Raw genomic sequence first — 15274 nt, 5'->3', positions numbered from 1 at the left:
CATGGAACTTGAACAAATTAAGAGTCATTGGCAGAACTGGGCTTCGCAATATAAAACTGATTTACGCGCGACCACAAAATCTGGCACAGCTAAGCAACTCGAGATCCATGCATTAACTCATGCATTGCAACAGTTCTATTCTCCCAATCAATCACTCTCAATACTTGAAGTGGGTTGTGGTAATGGCTATAACTGCTTTGCTTTACAGCATGCATTCGAACAAGCAACGATTACTGGGGTCGACTTCATCGAAGAAATGGTCGAACATGCAAAAGCCCTCAACCAAGAGCTCCATTGCAACATCCCCTTTTATCAGGGCAATATTTTAGAACTCGACAAACACACTAAATTAGCCCACGAATACGATGTGGTTTACACCGTTCGTTGTGTTATCAATCTCAATAATGACGAATTACAATTGCAAGGACTCTCACAACTAGCAGAAAAAGTGAAAGCAGGGGGTTACCTCTTGTTAATCGAAAATCAAACTCACACTCATGCAAAACAAAATACATTGCGTAACTCCGTCGATTTACCTAGCCGAAAACCAGCGTCATTCAATCACTTCATGGATGAAGATAAATTATTAAGGCATATGGAAAGCTTAGATTTCAAACACGTGCAAAGTCACAATTTTAGCTCTTTACACGATGTCATTTTATATACTCTAGTGCCTATGATTAACGGAGGTGAAGTCGATTACCACCATCCAATCGTGAATGCAGCGACAGAACTTTTATGTAAAAACGATCCGACTATATACAATGCTTTTGGCGAGTTTGGTCAAAATAAACTATTTATTTTTAAAAAATAATGATGCCAGCTTTTGCTATTATTTTAGACATGGACGGTGTCATTGTTGATACCGTCACCAGTCTTTATAAAGGCTACCTTGCCATATTGTCGCGTTACGGTATTGTCGGCAATCGTTCTGAGTTTAATGAGTTAAACGGTCCTTCACTCGATGAAATAACCCATATTTTATCTAGTCGTTACACACAAATCGATTCTGAAGAGAAGTTAAAACAGCAGTTTATAACACTGCACAAGACACTCTACCAAGACGCATCTTTATGTCTTGGTGTGATTGACTTTTTGCAGTTCTGTAAGGAGCAACACATTTCTGTCGCACTCGCCTCATCTTCAAATCGTGCTAATATCAAAGTAATTTTCGACCGATTTTCTTTACATACTTTTTTTTCACACATCGTTTCAGGTGATGACGTACAGCAGGCGAAACCTCACCCTGAGATATATCAATTAGCTGCTGCGCCCTTTGAACAAAAAGTCATCTTCAGCCTTGATGATAGTCCAAAAGGTGTTCAGTCATCGCTCCAAGCGGGCCTTATAAGTGTGCAGTATTGCCAAGATTCACCACTCATAAATGTACATGCCGCAGATAAAGTCTCCTCTTTTAATGAATTTAAACAACTGATCACACAGCCAGTCACTTGGTTCAATCACTACTCGCAATATACATTTACAATCTGTGAATTTGATTTCACTCCCTTTAACGAAGACATCGATGTGTATTGGCAAACACACAAACAAAAAAGCATGTTTAATGGCGCCGCACTTCTTTGTTCAGGTCTTTCAGCTAATGTGGTCAAAGTGACACAATGTGATTATAAAACAGTACTTTATATTCAAAACAATAGAGACTCTCAACTGGCTAAACACTTCTTTCTATTAGGAGTGTCTGGTTATGTTATAAAAAACCAAGCGATCTTAATTGCTCGACGTAGTGAAATGGTGAGTCAGTATCCAGGCTATATTGAATGCCCTCCTTCTGGCGGATTTGAAAAAGAGCTTGAGATTGAGGTTTACCAACAACAACTACTCAAAGAATTTCAGGAAGAAACTGCTCATCCACTTAAGCACGTGGATGAAGTCATCACTCAAGGCATTATTTTAGATCTTAATGCTAATCAACTTGATATTTTATCAGCCATTAAACTCTGCGACAGTGCCGAATGTATTTATAAAGATAACTCTGAATACCAAAGTTTAAATTTAATAAGTATTCATTCTTTTAAAAAAATAATCCAAACAGATCGCGCTTTACCGGAGTGCTACATCATCGCTAAATTACTCGGAGAAAAAAATGAAAATTGGTCATAGAGCGATTGGTTCAAATCAACCACCCTATATTATTGCTGAGCTATCGGGTAATCATAATGGTGACATTAATCGAGCTATTGAATTAATCAATGTAGCTGCCAAAGCTGGCGCTGATGCTGTTAAACTTCAAACTTACACGGCTGATACCATCACATTAAGCAGTGATAAACCAGAGTTCAAAATAGTCGGCGGATTATGGGAGGGTTATACCCTACATGAATTATATCACTGGGCACATACGCCTTGGGAATGGCATCCGATATTGTTTAAGCATGCCCGTGATTTAGGCATTGATATCTTTAGCTCACCATTTGATTTTTCTGCTGTGGACTTTCTAGAAGGACTGAATGTTAACGCTTATAAAATCGCTTCTTTTGAGCTAATCGATCTCCCTTTAATCAAGAAAGTAGCGCAGACCGGCAAACCTATGATTATGTCGACAGGCATGGCCAACCTATTGGAAATTCGAGAAGCTGTAGCCGCAGCAAGAGAATCAGGAGCCCATGATATAAGCATTTTACATTGTGTCAGCGGTTACCCGACTCCACCAGAACAAGCGAATCTTCGAACGATTACAGCGTTAGCTCAAGAGTTTAATCTCAATATAGGCTTATCTGATCATACTTTAGGCAATGCCACTGCCATTGCTTCTGTTGCGCTTGGTGCAACCATCATAGAAAAACATTTTACGCTCGATCGCTCAGAAGGCGGACCTGACGCCGCATTCTCTCTTGAGCCCGAAGAATTAAAGCAATTATGTACTGATACGAAAAATGCATGGCTTTCTTTAGGTCAAGCTGGCTTTGAGTTTAAAGAAGCAGAGCAAGGAAATGTACAATTTAGGCGCTCGCTTTACGCATCAAAGACTATCAAAAAAGGAGATGTCCTAAGTGCTGATAATATCCGCAGTGTTCGACCTGGGTTTGGCCTTGCTCCCAAACATTATGAGGACATTCTTGGTAAAAAAGCCCTAACAGATATTGAATTTGCTACACCTATGAATTGGGATTTAATCGAAAAGTAGCTCGTGTGTTTACCTGGATGGCATGTTTTTAAGGCATGCCATCAAAGTATTACTCTGTTACTTTTGTCGATAAGCGTTCGCTAAATCCTTATAAAGTAAACTTATCGATACTCTTTCATCTTCAATCACCCGCATAGATTTATCACCATGAGTACTAATCTCTAGAGCAAATTGACTATAAGCTGGATTCCATAAAAACAGGTTACTATTATTCATCTTATAACTGAAGATACCTGCTTTGTGGCTATATTCATTTTTATAAGGTGTCGCAGGATGAAAATCTTGAATTATGATATACCCGCCATCTTTTAGTACCCGATCTGCTTGAGCCGCAATTTGAAATAGATCATTGCGATCACACAAATACAAACAAAAACCAAAAATGATCATATCAAATGATTCATCTGGGTAATCTAGTTTATCCGCTGAACCCACCGTTAAATTCAATGCGGGATACTGATTTTTCCCTTCTTTAATCGCATCTGTAGATACATCGACACCATAGCAATCAGCATCAAATGTTTTATGAAATAACTCTAAGCGTCGCCCACTCGCACAGCCGATCTCTAATACTTTTTTGGGACTAAGTTGTTGCTGCAATACAAAGTCGAGCAACGCATCTGTTCCCTCTGGCAAATTTTGATAATGGGCTTTATTTCTTGCATACCAAGCATCGCCTTCAGAACCTAAAAAGATATCTTTTTGCTTAATCATCCATTTTTGCTCCCATCTCCTGTGCAGCTTCTAACAATAGCATTCTAAGCACACCGTAATATTCAAACATGACCGCAAACGCATCTTTCAAGAAAGATTTACAATAAGTATTATTTCCGATCAGGTAAACATAACCTAAAACCGTAGTTTCCATGTAGGTAACACTGCCATTAAGGACTCGAATTGCCACGATATCCTTGGTTCCATCTAAGCTCATTAACCGCTGATGGACAGTGTCAAAAATATCTATAATGTCTTTGGGCTCAAAATCAATTTCAAGATATTCAGGCTTAATCATCGTTTCATCAATGATATTGATAATTGTACCAATTCTGAGTGCAACCTCGCGTTGCCACGTTTCTTTATCTAATGATGAGTCACTTGAGTTTGACTTTAGAAACTGTACAAATTCAGCTTTATCAATCTGTTTTTCCAATACAATTTCATTGGAACGCAACGCAGTCGTACCGACAACTTTCACTCCGTTAGAACAATTGTAAACTGTCTTGTTATCGTTTTCGCTAACATGATGTCGTAGGGTATATTCTGCCGCATGCCTTGCTGAGTCGAGTGTACTGTCAGTGTAAACAACGCCACCGAAATTAGCTTCTCTTTGATCTTTTTGAGTTTGAACTACCGCAGTTTCTTTAAATGCATCAAAATAGCCCGTTTTATCTGAATGATGTTTATTCGGATCGATGTAGCCAAAATCACAACCAAACATGTAAATATCATTTGATTTAACATGATTAAAAAAGCCCAGCGCACCATTTACAACCGTTGGATTAGTTGCATAAATAATAGATAAGTCATGCTCATAAGTAACACGAACCATATCGGATGCGGCATCATTAGGTTTAAGAAATAAGATTGTTTCTTTAAATAAATCCATCACAGGTGGATAAACAGTATTCATGCCAATGAAAGTAATATCACTTAAGTATTCTTTATCATCAATAGCTAGTAACCAGTCGAGAACAGGCCCAGTTCTTTCAACCTCAAAATGAATGTCTGGTTTAATCCCATACTTTTTCAACGCCATTAAAGATGAGCCACAAGAAACGATAATTGCTTTATCTTTATTTTTCTTAATTATTTTGAAGTCATCATCTAACGAAGGGCCAGAGCCACAAATGAAAATAGGCGCATCAATTTTATTGGCCATCAACTGTGTGCCCGCTTTCAAAAAAGCGTGCTGTTTAGCAATGTTTTCATAGGTATGTTTCAAAGATAATATTTCATCTTCTGTGAAACCAAAACCAGAGTAAAGAACACGACCATTTTTTAGAATATAGTCAACAATTTCACCCGAAGTTTCACTCTCGTAATGCTTATAAAAAGATAAACAACCAGATTTGAATATACCAAAGCGAAAAAATAGCTTTTGAAACCCTTCAAAGAATGACTCTTTTTTGGCGCCAACCAAGATCGTTATTGATTTATTCACACCTTGAAATCGTTCAACTAACCAACGCCAATTTAAGGTAAATAATGAACTATAAAATAAATCCTCATTGGGCTCATAAATATAGATATGATCTATATTCTGCTCAGCTAATTGCTCAAGGTGGTAACCCAGACCGACACCAATTACAGCTAAAAACGGAAAACGACCGATAGGGATAGTATGCAAGTCTTCAAACAAAGCCTTGCCCTCATATTTTGCACCTAATCTTGCAACATCAGTTAAATAATCTAAGTGTTTAAAACCGATCGGGTTATTCCGCTCTTTTTCTTCATCACTCATTGGGGTGATGCGATAGATATTTCGGATCGGGTTTTTGATAAAACATTGTGTTTGTTCTATCACCGTTTCTTTAGGATTACCTGCATAAATAAAGTGGCCATTACAGGCAATATTAAGATGATTGTTCTCATCTAATTCTAAGCCATACTCTTTTGGTTCATAGTTAACAAATTTTTCAAACAAATGCGGAAACTGTTCTTTTAAAAAGTGCATGTTCGTATCGAACGTTAACGTTAAAATGTTCTTAAGTAGTGCTTTATCTAAACTCATTATTTATACCTATAAAAAGACGCCTTACGGCGTCTTTAAAATATTCAATTATCGTACCAATATAGTCTTTATTTAGACTTTTTAACAACCCCTGGTAAATTATCTAATGCTCCAGTTAAGTATTGGCTAGTCGCATTCAAATTAGCAACTAACAAATCCATGGTATTAAACTGGCTAAATAAACGGCTCTCATACTTCACCATTTTAGTGTTAAATTTGTCTTTTTCTTCGTTTAACTTTTCCATGTAGCCATTTATTGATTTTATTTTGTTATCAACAATACCGCCGGTTCCTTTATATTCATTAACAACATCGGCTAATGAACGCGCAATCCCTTTCTCACCACTAAAAAATGTACCAAAATGCTCAAAGTTAGTATCTATTTGTTTTTTAAGTTCTTTGTTATCTAACTTCAATGTACCATCTTTCTGTGTTGAGACTCCAATCATCGAAAGAGAAAGCGATAAATTATTTTCAATTGATACAGCATCTCCCATCGACTCACGTAACTGACCTAAGAAAGTACGTACAGTACTATCACTAATCAAAGAGCCAACACTTCCCGTTTCTTTATCTGCATTAGTCACTTGTTTGACAACGTCAAGCATGGCATTGAATGAGTCAACAAATTTTCCTACAGCTTCTTCAGTTGACCCTTTATCTAAAGAAACAGTAATTTTATCTGCTGCGTCTGTTGCTGCATGTGCACTTTTCACTGTTAGGGCGACACCTGCAACGACTTTATCGAATGTATTAGTACTACTACTTGCAGAGATTGCACCGTTTACCGTGATTTTGGCATCTGAAGCCGCTTGATTTTCAACATAATTATTTGGTGAATAACTATGAGCTAAACGTGAAATTCCTGATAAATCTGTAGTATTCCCATCATCATCAGAAGCGATTGCAATACTCACCTGATGATTACCATAATCATTTGTAGAAACCAGAGCCAACTTTTTACCACCAGCGCCATCATCTTCAAGCGACGCAGTTACATTAATGGAATTAGCATTGATTTTATTAACAACATCTTCAATCGTATCAGTAGCCAAAATATTAATATTCTCACTACTTGTGCCATTGGCTAAAGTGATAACACCATTTGAGGTGCCATCAGCATTCATGACTTCCCCTGCAGTAAAAGTTTGAGCCAAAACTGTATTTTTTGCTGAAAATGCCAATTGAGATAAGCCTGAATTATCATAACTCTGGCCATCTTGATCTGTTACTTCGATTTCAATTGCACTCTCTAATCCCGTTTTATCTGCCGATAAAACTAAATAGCTACCATTTTCACCGTTTATAATACTTGCTGTTACGCCAAAATTAGCGCCTGAGCTATTAATATTTGCAGCAACACTATCCAGAGTATCTGAAGCTGAAACTTCAATATTGAAAGACGATGAAGAGTTTTTCAAAGTCAGCGTCCCTTGACCTACAGGGGTAGTGAGATCGAATGCTTTAGAAGTAATCGTTTGACTTTGTGCGACTTGGTCGACTTTAATATCGTAGCTTGCAGGCAATGCTGCAGAGCCAGCTTCAACGTCAAATTTAGACGATGCACTTTCAACGCTACGCTTAGAAAATGTGGTGGGGAGCTTTAAATCGAACAAGGCATCATTGAGATCGGAGATTGCACTTTTCAATTTACCTAAATCAGACACTTGTGCAGTGTACTTTTCTTCAGTTTTTAAGGTTTTATCATCAAATGGCTTTCTTTCTGCCTCAACTAATTGCTTAACAATAGAATTGACATCTAACCCTGAACCGATACCTGGGGATGATAGACTTGGCATAATACTGACCTCATATAGAAAGCTATTTAAACCTTTTCGCTAAGCAATGTTCCAGTTGCTTTTGATAAAGATTTGATGACATCTAAAACCTCTTCTGACGGAAATTGACGGATAAGGTCTCCAGATTCACTGTCCACAACTTTAATTATGTCTCTACCTGACTCTTTGTCTACTGAAAAACGTAAAGATGTATTGAGTGAATCAACAAAGTCTTGCAACTTTTGCGCCACCTCTTCCATGTTTACTGCTTCAGAATCCTTTTCAACATCTTGATTCATTTCATCTTCTGCTTTAACAAGGGAAGCGGAATGATCTTCAAAAGTAATTGGTTTATTTAATTGAGAGGCTACTTGTTTTGGCTCAGGGTGCTGATTGCTTACTGGCTGTTTTAAGACTGCCTGCTCAATAATGTTTGTGGTATCAACTTTCATACATTCACCTAAACATTAATTTTTTAAGACAAAAGGAATCTGCAAAACAGATTCCTTTCAGAGTCATCAATTATCGTTTACGGTTAACCTAACAAGCTTAACGCTGCTTGAGGTAACTGATTAGCCTGAGCTAAAATTGATGTACTCGCCTGCTGTAGAATTTGTGACTTAGTCATACTAGCCGTTTCAGTAGCAAAATCTGTATCACGAATACGACTTCTAGACGCTGACGCATTTTCAACAACATTTTCTAAGTTTGATACAGTTGAATTAAGACGATTTTGTACCGCACCTAAACCAGCACGTTGCTCATCGATATAACCAAGTGCACCATCCACTATTTCAATTGCTTTTTGTGCGCCAATCGCAGTACCGATATCAATATCGTCTACCGTTTCTCTATCAGAAATTACAGCTGTATTACCTGTACCTTGCAACATATTACCTGCTTGTAATGCTGTCGCTGTACCTAGGCTCAACTTATAATCACCATTTGAATGGGTACGAACCGTACCAACAAACACTGCGAAGCCTGCCGAACTATCTGCGGTCATACCCTCAAGGGTGTTTGCACTACCCATTGTACCTGAAGCTATCGCTGTCGTGGTATCAAGGAAGTTACCATCATAACCGTATGTAGTCGCACTGATAGCAAGTACCGTTTCTGCACCTGTCGCTTGGATATTTTCCATTACGATATTATCGCCACGCTCAGAAATTAACGCAACTCGGCCATCACCAGTTAATTTTGCTGAAATACCCGTCTCAGTCGCCGCTTCATTGAACGCATTCACAACGGCTGTTAAGTCTTCAGTATCTGTGATTGAGAATTTTATCAATGCACCTTCTTTTGCAGTGTCAGTATTTTGACCTCGAAGCTCCATTGTAACCGTTGTTTCGATTGACAGTAATGCGGCATCCGCTGCACCCATGAAATCAAGAGTAACCACGTTTCGAGCGTCAGCAAGTACGCCTGTTTTAGCTGCAATCTGATTGATTGAAGATGCAGCATTATATGCACTAGCATCAGCACCATTAATACTTGCAGTGGCACTGCCTAAATCACCTTTTACTTGAAGTGCAATGGTTGCAGCTGTACTTAATGTTGCAATATTACCTTCAATTGAATTGGTGTAAGTACTAACCGCTGTTGCTGCGGTGGTTAAGCTCATACCACCAAAACCAACTAAACTATCACCACCTGTTACCATACCTGCTGATGTACCAAGCGTCGTAGCAGTAGATGTATCACCATTGATAATTTCAAATGATTCTGCACCCATGTCAGCACCAAAGAATGACCCAACACTCACGTTGATGGTTTCAAATGATTTAGCACCAACTTGGAACGCTTCTGTACCGAAAGAACCATTAAGCAATTTACGGTCACCAAAAGTCGTAGATTCTGCAATACGATCTAACTCACGTTGTAACTGCACGACTTCTTCTTGAAGTGCAGAACGGTCACCATCAGAGTACGTACCATTGGCCGATTGAACTGCCAAGTCACGCATACGTTGTAAGATGTTTGAGCTTTCTTGTAACGCACCTTCTGCAGTTTGCGCCATTGAAATACCGTCGTTTGCATTTCGAACAGCAACGTTTAGACCATTTACTTGTGAAGTAAGTTTATTTGAAATCTGCATACCCGCAGCATCATCTTTAGCTGAGTTAATTCTCAAACCAGATGATAAGCGTTGCATTGATGTTTCCATCGCACTACCAGATTTGCTCAAATTACGTTGAGCGTTGATCGATGCGACATTCGTTTGAACTGAAATTGCCATAGTAATTTCTCCAGCGAACAATTGATAATTAAGACTCTCAATGTATGTATCGGAAGGAGATCAAAAACATTTAGCTTTTTTTAACTATTTTAATTTTACTTGGGTGGATTAATACGTTACTGATTGATTTTATTCATATAAAAAGGACCAATTTCTCAATTGGTCCTTTTTCATTATTTAATTAGCCTAATAAAGACAAGGCAGCTTGTGGTAACTGGTTAGCCTGAGCCAAAATAGATGTACCAGCTTGTTGCAATATTTGCGATTTAGTCATGCTCGCAGTCTCCATGGCAAAATCAGTATCTCGAATTCGACTTCTTGATGCTGAGGCATTTTCAACTACGTTTTCAAGATTTGATACTGTTGAGCTCAATCGGTTTTGAACAGCACCGAGCCCTGCTCGTTGACTATCAATATAAGAAAGCGCGCCATCAACGATTTCAATTGCTTTTTGCGCTCCAACAGCAGTTCCGATATTTATGTCATCCACAGACTCTTTGGCTGATATAACCGCGGTATTGCCAGTGCCTTGCAGCATATTACCGCCCTGCAACGCCGTTGCCGTACCTAAACTCAATTTAAAGTCACCATTACCATGCGTACGGACTGTACCGACAAATGTCGCAAACCCAGCAGCAGATTCTGCCACTAATCCTTCTAAAGTACCTGCACTGCCTAATGTTCCTGACGCAATTGCCGTTGTGGTGTCAAGCACTTCGCCGTCATAACCATAACTAGTTGCACTGATCGCTAAGACTGTTTCAGCGCCCGTGGCTTGAATATTCTCCATGACGATGTTATCACCACGTTCAGAAATTAAAGCAACACGCCCATCTCCTGTTAGTTTTGCTGAAATCCCTGTTACAGTGGCTTGCTCATTAAACGCATTGACTACGGCAGATAAATCTTCAGTATCAGAAATAGTGAACTTAATTCGCGCTCCATCTTGTGATGTATCAGTATTTTGCCCTCTGAGCTCTAAAGTAACAGTGGTATCTATCGAGAGTAAAGCGGCATCATTTGCACCACCAAAAAAGTCAAGCGTCACTACGTTACGAGCATCAGCAATCACACCCGTTTTAGCCGAGATTTGATTAATCGTTTGCGATGCTTCATACGCACTTGCGATACCATTAATACTTGCTGTAGCACTGCCTAAATCACCTTTGATAGATAAGGCAACGGTTGCAGCGGTTGATAAAGTGGGTAAATTACCTTCGATTGAATTTGTATACGAACTCACCGCTGTGGCAGCGGTCATTAGACTCATATTACCGAAGCCTATTAAGCTATCGACCGCGGCCATGCCTTTACTAGTTCCAAGCGTGGTGGCCGTTGAGGTGTCACCATTGATAATTTCAAAGGACTCAGTTCCCATGTCTTCACCAAAGAATGAGCCAACACTGACATTAATCGTTTCAAATGAGCGAGCGCCAACTTGAAATGCCTCAGTACCAAATGAGCCATCAAGCAGCTTTCTATCACCAAATGTCGTAGTTGATGCGATACGGTCTAATTCTCGCTGTAATTGCACGACTTCTTCTTGAAGAGCGGCTCGATCACCATCGGAATAAGTACCATTAGCAGATTGCACGGCAAGATCTCGCATCCGTTGTAAAATATTCGTACTTTCTTGCAGTGCGCCTTCCGCTGTTTGCGCCATAGAAATACCATCATTAGCATTTCTGACGGCAACATTTAAGCCATTCACTTGCGACGTCAATTTATTGGAGATTTGCATGCCTGCGGCGTCATCTTTAGCGGAGTTAATTCTCAGACCAGATGATAGTCGCTGCATAGAAGTGGTTAAATCATCACTTGATTTATTTAAATTGCGTTGCCCATTTATAGAGGCAACATTTGTTTGGATATACATGCCCATTGTTTGCATCCCCTTATGGCAAGCAATTGCCACGTTTAGGTTAGTTACTGTTTTAAATGGCTAAAAGCCTATCTCAAACAATAAATGCAGGATACGTACCACATTATTCAAAAGATAAAAAAACTCCAGCATATGCTGGAGTTGAAAGAGGAGAAAGAGTTACCAAGAAGTTTAACCACCCAAAAGTGATAATGCTCCTTGAGGTAACTGATTGGCTTGCGCCAAAATTGAGGTACCGGCTTGTTGTAATATTTGATTTTTAGTCATTGTTGCTGTTTCCATTGCAAAGTCAGTATCACGAATCCGACTTCTTGACGCTGTGGCATTTTCAACAACATTTTCTAAATTAGAAATGGTACTTGATAAACGGTTTTGTACTGCACCTAATCCCGCACGTTGGCTATCAATGTAAGATACCGCACCATCGATTATCTCAATCGCTTTTTGTGCACCAACAGCTGTACCTATATTAATTTCATCGACTGTTTCTTTTTCAGAAATGACCGCTGTGTTACCTGTGCCCTGTAATAAATTACCACCCTCTAAAGCGGTACCAGTCAAGCTTAATTTGAAGTCATTATTACCATGAGTACGAACAGTACCAACAAAAGTAGCAAATGTAGCTGATGTCTCATTCAGTGATGCACCTAACGCACCTGTAGAATCGGCAATTGTGCCTGAGGCAATAGCTGTTGTTGTATCTAAGACGTTTCCATCATAGCCATAAGTTGTTGCACTAATAGCTAATAAAGTCTCTGCTCCTGTCGCTTGTATGTTTTCCATGACAATATTGTCACCACGTTCAGAGATTAGGGCCACACGACCATCGCCGGTTAATTTCGCTGAGATACCTGTAACTGTTGCAGCCTCGTTAAATGCGTTCACTACAGAGGTTAAATCTTCAGTATCAGATAGCGTAAATTTAATTCTCGCAGGATCAATGGCTGGATCAGTATTTTGACCACGAAGCTCCATAGTGATCGTTGTATCAATGGAAAGAAGCGCTGCATCATTTGCGCCCGAGAAAAAATCCAATGTAACATTATTTCTCGCATCTGCTAATACACCTGTCCGAGCCGATACTTGGTTCATGGTTTGCGCAGCTTCATAGGCACTTGCAACACCATTTACACTAACATTAGCTTCACCCAAACCGCCTTTAATACCTAATGAATAAGTGGCTGCTGTACTCAAAGTTGCTAAAGCTCCTTGAATACTATTTGTATAAGAAGAATAAGCTGTTACAGCTGTACTCAATGCCATATTTCCAAAGCCAACCAAACTTTGCACTTCATTCATACTGGCTGGTGTTCCTAACACCGCGGTGGCTGTAGTTGTATCACCATTGATCAATTCAAATGATTCAGCCCCCATATCTGTTGCTTCGAAAGAGCCAATACTAACATTGATTGTTTCAAAAGATTTTGCACCAACCTGAAAAGCCTCAGTACCGAATGAGCCATCTAATAGTTTTCGGTCACCAAATGTCGTCGTCGCTGCAATTCGATCCAGTTCGCGCTGTAACTGCACAACTTCTTCTTGCAGAGCTGCGCGATCGCCATCTGAATAAGTACCATTAGCAGATTGAATCGCCAAATCACGCATACGCTGTAGAATATTGGTACTTTCTTGTAGTGCGCCCTCTGCTGTTTGCGCCATTGAAATACCATCATTTGCATTTCTAACGGCAACAGTCAAGCCGTTTACTTGCGACGTTAAACGATTAGAAATTTGCATTCCTGCTGCATCATCTTTGGCAGAATTAATTCTTAACCCTGATGACAAACGTTGCATTGAGGTCGTGAGACCCTCTGTTGATTTATTTAAGTTACGTTGGCCATTAATGGAGGCCACGTTAGTATTAATATACATACCCATCTTAGTTTCTCCTCAGTGATGGAAGTGTGTCTTCAATAATTAAAAGCATTTAATGTGCCAACTATATGTAATCAAATAAGGATAAGTTTTGAACACGTGAAAAAGCTTGTTGTGCAGCTTGCAAACCGACACGCGAGTTTTCTAAATTGGTTACTGCTTCATAGACATCGATCTCTTCTATTTCAGCCAGTGTGACTTTTGTTGTTTCTTTAAACAAAAGCTGAGCTTGCTCTTCATTATCAATACTGTTCATACGCGCTCCAATTTGTGAGCGAGTATTATCAATATTGGTTTGTGAGTTTGATATTTCTTCAAGCAACGCACCTAAAACCTCAACTCTTCGGTTGCTTTCAGGTTTATCTAGTTGGATAGTTTCAGGGTAATTAGGCGCTGGTGCAGCTGGAACAGTTGTTTGATTACCAGGAATGCCTGATAAATTAAGCTCCATACCATTAAATTCAATTCTAGTTCCTGCAGGGTTATAGGCTTGTGCAGCTACTGGTGTTGATAAAACTGTTGCAGGTGAAGTAGAACGATCAACTTCTCGAATCTCTACTAAGCCCGCAGCGGGAAAAACGATATCAAAGTCAGCTAATGTATGATCATCAGGAAACTTTATATCCCCCCCCGAAATAGCCACCGTTGAACCTTGGATTGCATGAGTGCTATAGCTATTGCCTGTGATCGACATCGCATCCATCGCTTGTTTGAAAAGCCACAGCGTACTTGTTTCATTTGGCACTGGGTCTGGTTGCATGTCGAACACATCACCAGCTTGAGGAGGAACATTTGGGTTGGTTTTGACGCTGATCCCTTGAAAATCAATTTCATCACCAGCGGTGTAATCATAAGGACCACTGACTATATTTGGGAGCGCCATTGAAACATCAATAACTTGCCATGTATCAGCTTGTGGGGGAACAGCTCCTGAAAATTGAATTTGATAGGTGTTTGCAGGAGCCGTTGCGGCTTTAAATTCAGTCGGATCTTTGACAAATCCGATTGATACCTTTGCCCCACTAACCGCTGGTGCGTTTGGTCTAAAATGACTATATTTTGACGCGACATTCGTCACAAAGTTATCGCCAGGCTCCGCAACCGCAACTTCAAAGCTTGGTGCGATTAGCACTTCGCGCTGACCACTATCGCCAAAATATTCAAAGTACCCAAACTCATCCTGTTGAAAAGGCTGAGTTCGCGTTTGATAACCAGAAAACATGTAATCACCATTCGCATTTTTCTGATTTACAATTCCTTCATACTCTTCTAAACGTGAACTTAATTCCTGTTGGTACGCTTTCAATGCATCGGAATCGAGAGCTCCATTGATCGCACCAGTTAAAATCTCTTGCACTCTTAATAAGATATTATTCATTGACTCTAATGATGTTTCGACCTCTCGGTTGTAACGAGTTGCAGTTGATTGTGCGTCAATGTAACGATTTGATACTTCGAGCTCTTTTTTAAGTTTAATAATACTATTAGATGCCACTGGATCATCTGAAGGACGAATAACTTTTTTTCCTGATGACAACTCTTCTTGCGCCCGATCTAAATTAGACTGGCGAGTTTGCAGGTTAACCAATGAACGTTGATAAAAGTTAGCTGTTCCGATTCTCAT

The 15274-nt window shown here is 39.5% G+C and carries 11 protein-coding genes; 3 read left to right on the top strand and 8 right to left on the bottom strand.

Annotated elements, in window-relative coordinates:
- The first annotated feature begins 1 nt into the window (after position 1).
- The 3 genes from AC3KVK_RS04805 to pseI are packed head-to-tail and all read left to right on the top strand — an operon-like array spanning position 2 to position 3145.
- Positions 2–814 (top strand): class I SAM-dependent methyltransferase, encoded by an 813-nt coding sequence (locus AC3KVK_RS04805; protein WP_490312658.1) that lies wholly within the window; start codon positions 2–4, stop codon positions 812–814.
- On the top strand, positions 814–2121 hold the full coding sequence (locus tag AC3KVK_RS04800; RefSeq protein ID WP_490312659.1) for an HAD family hydrolase: 1308 nt from the start codon (positions 814–816) through the stop codon (positions 2119–2121). Before AC3KVK_RS04805 ends, AC3KVK_RS04800 begins: the two co-directional genes overlap by 1 nt.
- The gene (pseI, locus tag AC3KVK_RS04795) at positions 2105–3145 is read left to right on the top strand and encodes a pseudaminic acid synthase (protein ID WP_490312660.1); all 1041 of its coding nucleotides are present in this window, start codon (positions 2105–2107) and stop codon (positions 3143–3145) included. The genes AC3KVK_RS04800 and pseI overlap by 17 nt, the downstream gene beginning before the upstream one ends.
- Positions 3146–3202: 57 nt before the next feature.
- On the opposite strand, the gene AC3KVK_RS04790 is transcribed toward pseI, so the two are convergent.
- The 8 genes from AC3KVK_RS04790 to flgL form a co-directional block, all read right to left on the bottom strand.
- On the bottom strand, positions 3203–3859 hold the full coding sequence (locus AC3KVK_RS04790; protein ID WP_490312661.1) for a class I SAM-dependent methyltransferase: 657 nt from the start codon (positions 3857–3859) through the stop codon (positions 3203–3205).
- Positions 3852–5876, bottom strand: coding sequence for a motility associated factor glycosyltransferase family protein (locus AC3KVK_RS04785; protein WP_490312662.1), 2025 nt, complete (start codon positions 5874–5876; stop codon positions 3852–3854). Before AC3KVK_RS04785 ends, AC3KVK_RS04790 begins: the two co-directional genes overlap by 8 nt.
- A gap of 68 nt (positions 5877–5944) precedes the next feature.
- Positions 5945–7675 carry a flagellar filament capping protein FliD gene (fliD, locus tag AC3KVK_RS04780; RefSeq protein WP_490312663.1) on the bottom strand — a complete coding sequence of 577 codons (1731 nt, stop codon included), beginning with the start codon at positions 7673–7675 and terminating at the stop codon, positions 5945–5947.
- Between the two features lie 26 nt (positions 7676–7701).
- The gene (locus AC3KVK_RS04775; RefSeq protein ID WP_490312664.1) at positions 7702–8106 is read right to left on the bottom strand and encodes a flagellar protein FlaG; all 405 of its coding nucleotides are present in this window, start codon (positions 8104–8106) and stop codon (positions 7702–7704) included.
- 83 nt (positions 8107–8189) lie between these two features.
- Complete coding sequence (locus tag AC3KVK_RS04770) at positions 8190–9893, bottom strand: flagellin N-terminal helical domain-containing protein (protein ID WP_086743888.1); 1704 nt, start codon at positions 9891–9893, stop codon at positions 8190–8192.
- Positions 9894–10074: 181 nt separating this feature from the next.
- Positions 10075–11775: a flagellin N-terminal helical domain-containing protein gene (locus AC3KVK_RS04765; RefSeq protein WP_490312665.1), complete on the bottom strand. Its 1701-nt coding sequence runs from the start codon at positions 11773–11775 to the stop codon at positions 10075–10077.
- 171 nt (positions 11776–11946) lie between these two features.
- A complete protein-coding gene (locus AC3KVK_RS04760; RefSeq protein WP_490312666.1) occupies positions 11947–13653 on the bottom strand; it encodes a flagellin N-terminal helical domain-containing protein in 1707 nt (568 codons plus the stop codon).
- Positions 13654–13714: 61 nt separating this feature from the next.
- Positions 13715–15274: a flagellar hook-associated protein FlgL gene (gene flgL, locus AC3KVK_RS04755; protein WP_490312667.1), complete on the bottom strand. Its 1560-nt coding sequence runs from the start codon at positions 15272–15274 to the stop codon at positions 13715–13717.

This window comes from Pseudoalteromonas sp. J2K-J979, assembly GCF_058169715.2.
Note: the sequence above shows the minus strand (reverse complement) of the source record. Positions and strands in the feature narration are given on the sequence as shown.

Bases quoted from the DNA above. Each gene is read 5' to 3' on its own strand.
- AC3KVK_RS04805 (WP_490312658.1), top strand. From the start codon at position 2: ATGGAACTTGAACAAATTAAGAGTCATTGGCAGAACTGGGCTTCGCAA.
- AC3KVK_RS04800 (WP_490312659.1), top strand. From the start codon at position 814: ATGATGCCAGCTTTTGCTATTATTTTAGACATGGACGGTGTCATTGTT.
- pseI (WP_490312660.1), top strand. From the start codon at position 2,105: ATGAAAATTGGTCATAGAGCGATTGGTTCAAATCAACCACCCTATATT.
- AC3KVK_RS04790 (WP_490312661.1), bottom strand. From the start codon at position 3,859: ATGATTAAGCAAAAAGATATCTTTTTAGGTTCTGAAGGCGATGCTTGG.
- AC3KVK_RS04785 (WP_490312662.1), bottom strand. From the start codon at position 5,876: ATGAGTTTAGATAAAGCACTACTTAAGAACATTTTAACGTTAACGTTC.
- fliD (WP_490312663.1), bottom strand. From the start codon at position 7,675: ATGCCAAGTCTATCATCCCCAGGTATCGGTTCAGGGTTAGATGTCAAT.
- AC3KVK_RS04775 (WP_490312664.1), bottom strand. From the start codon at position 8,106: ATGAAAGTTGATACCACAAACATTATTGAGCAGGCAGTCTTAAAACAG.
- AC3KVK_RS04770 (WP_086743888.1), bottom strand. From the start codon at position 9,893: ATGGCAATTTCAGTTCAAACGAATGTCGCATCGATCAACGCTCAACGT.
- AC3KVK_RS04765 (WP_490312665.1), bottom strand. From the start codon at position 11,775: ATGGGCATGTATATCCAAACAAATGTTGCCTCTATAAATGGGCAACGC.
- AC3KVK_RS04760 (WP_490312666.1), bottom strand. From the start codon at position 13,653: ATGGGTATGTATATTAATACTAACGTGGCCTCCATTAATGGCCAACGT.
- flgL (WP_490312667.1), bottom strand. From the start codon at position 15,274: ATGAGAATCGGAACAGCTAACTTTTATCAACGTTCATTGGTTAACCTG.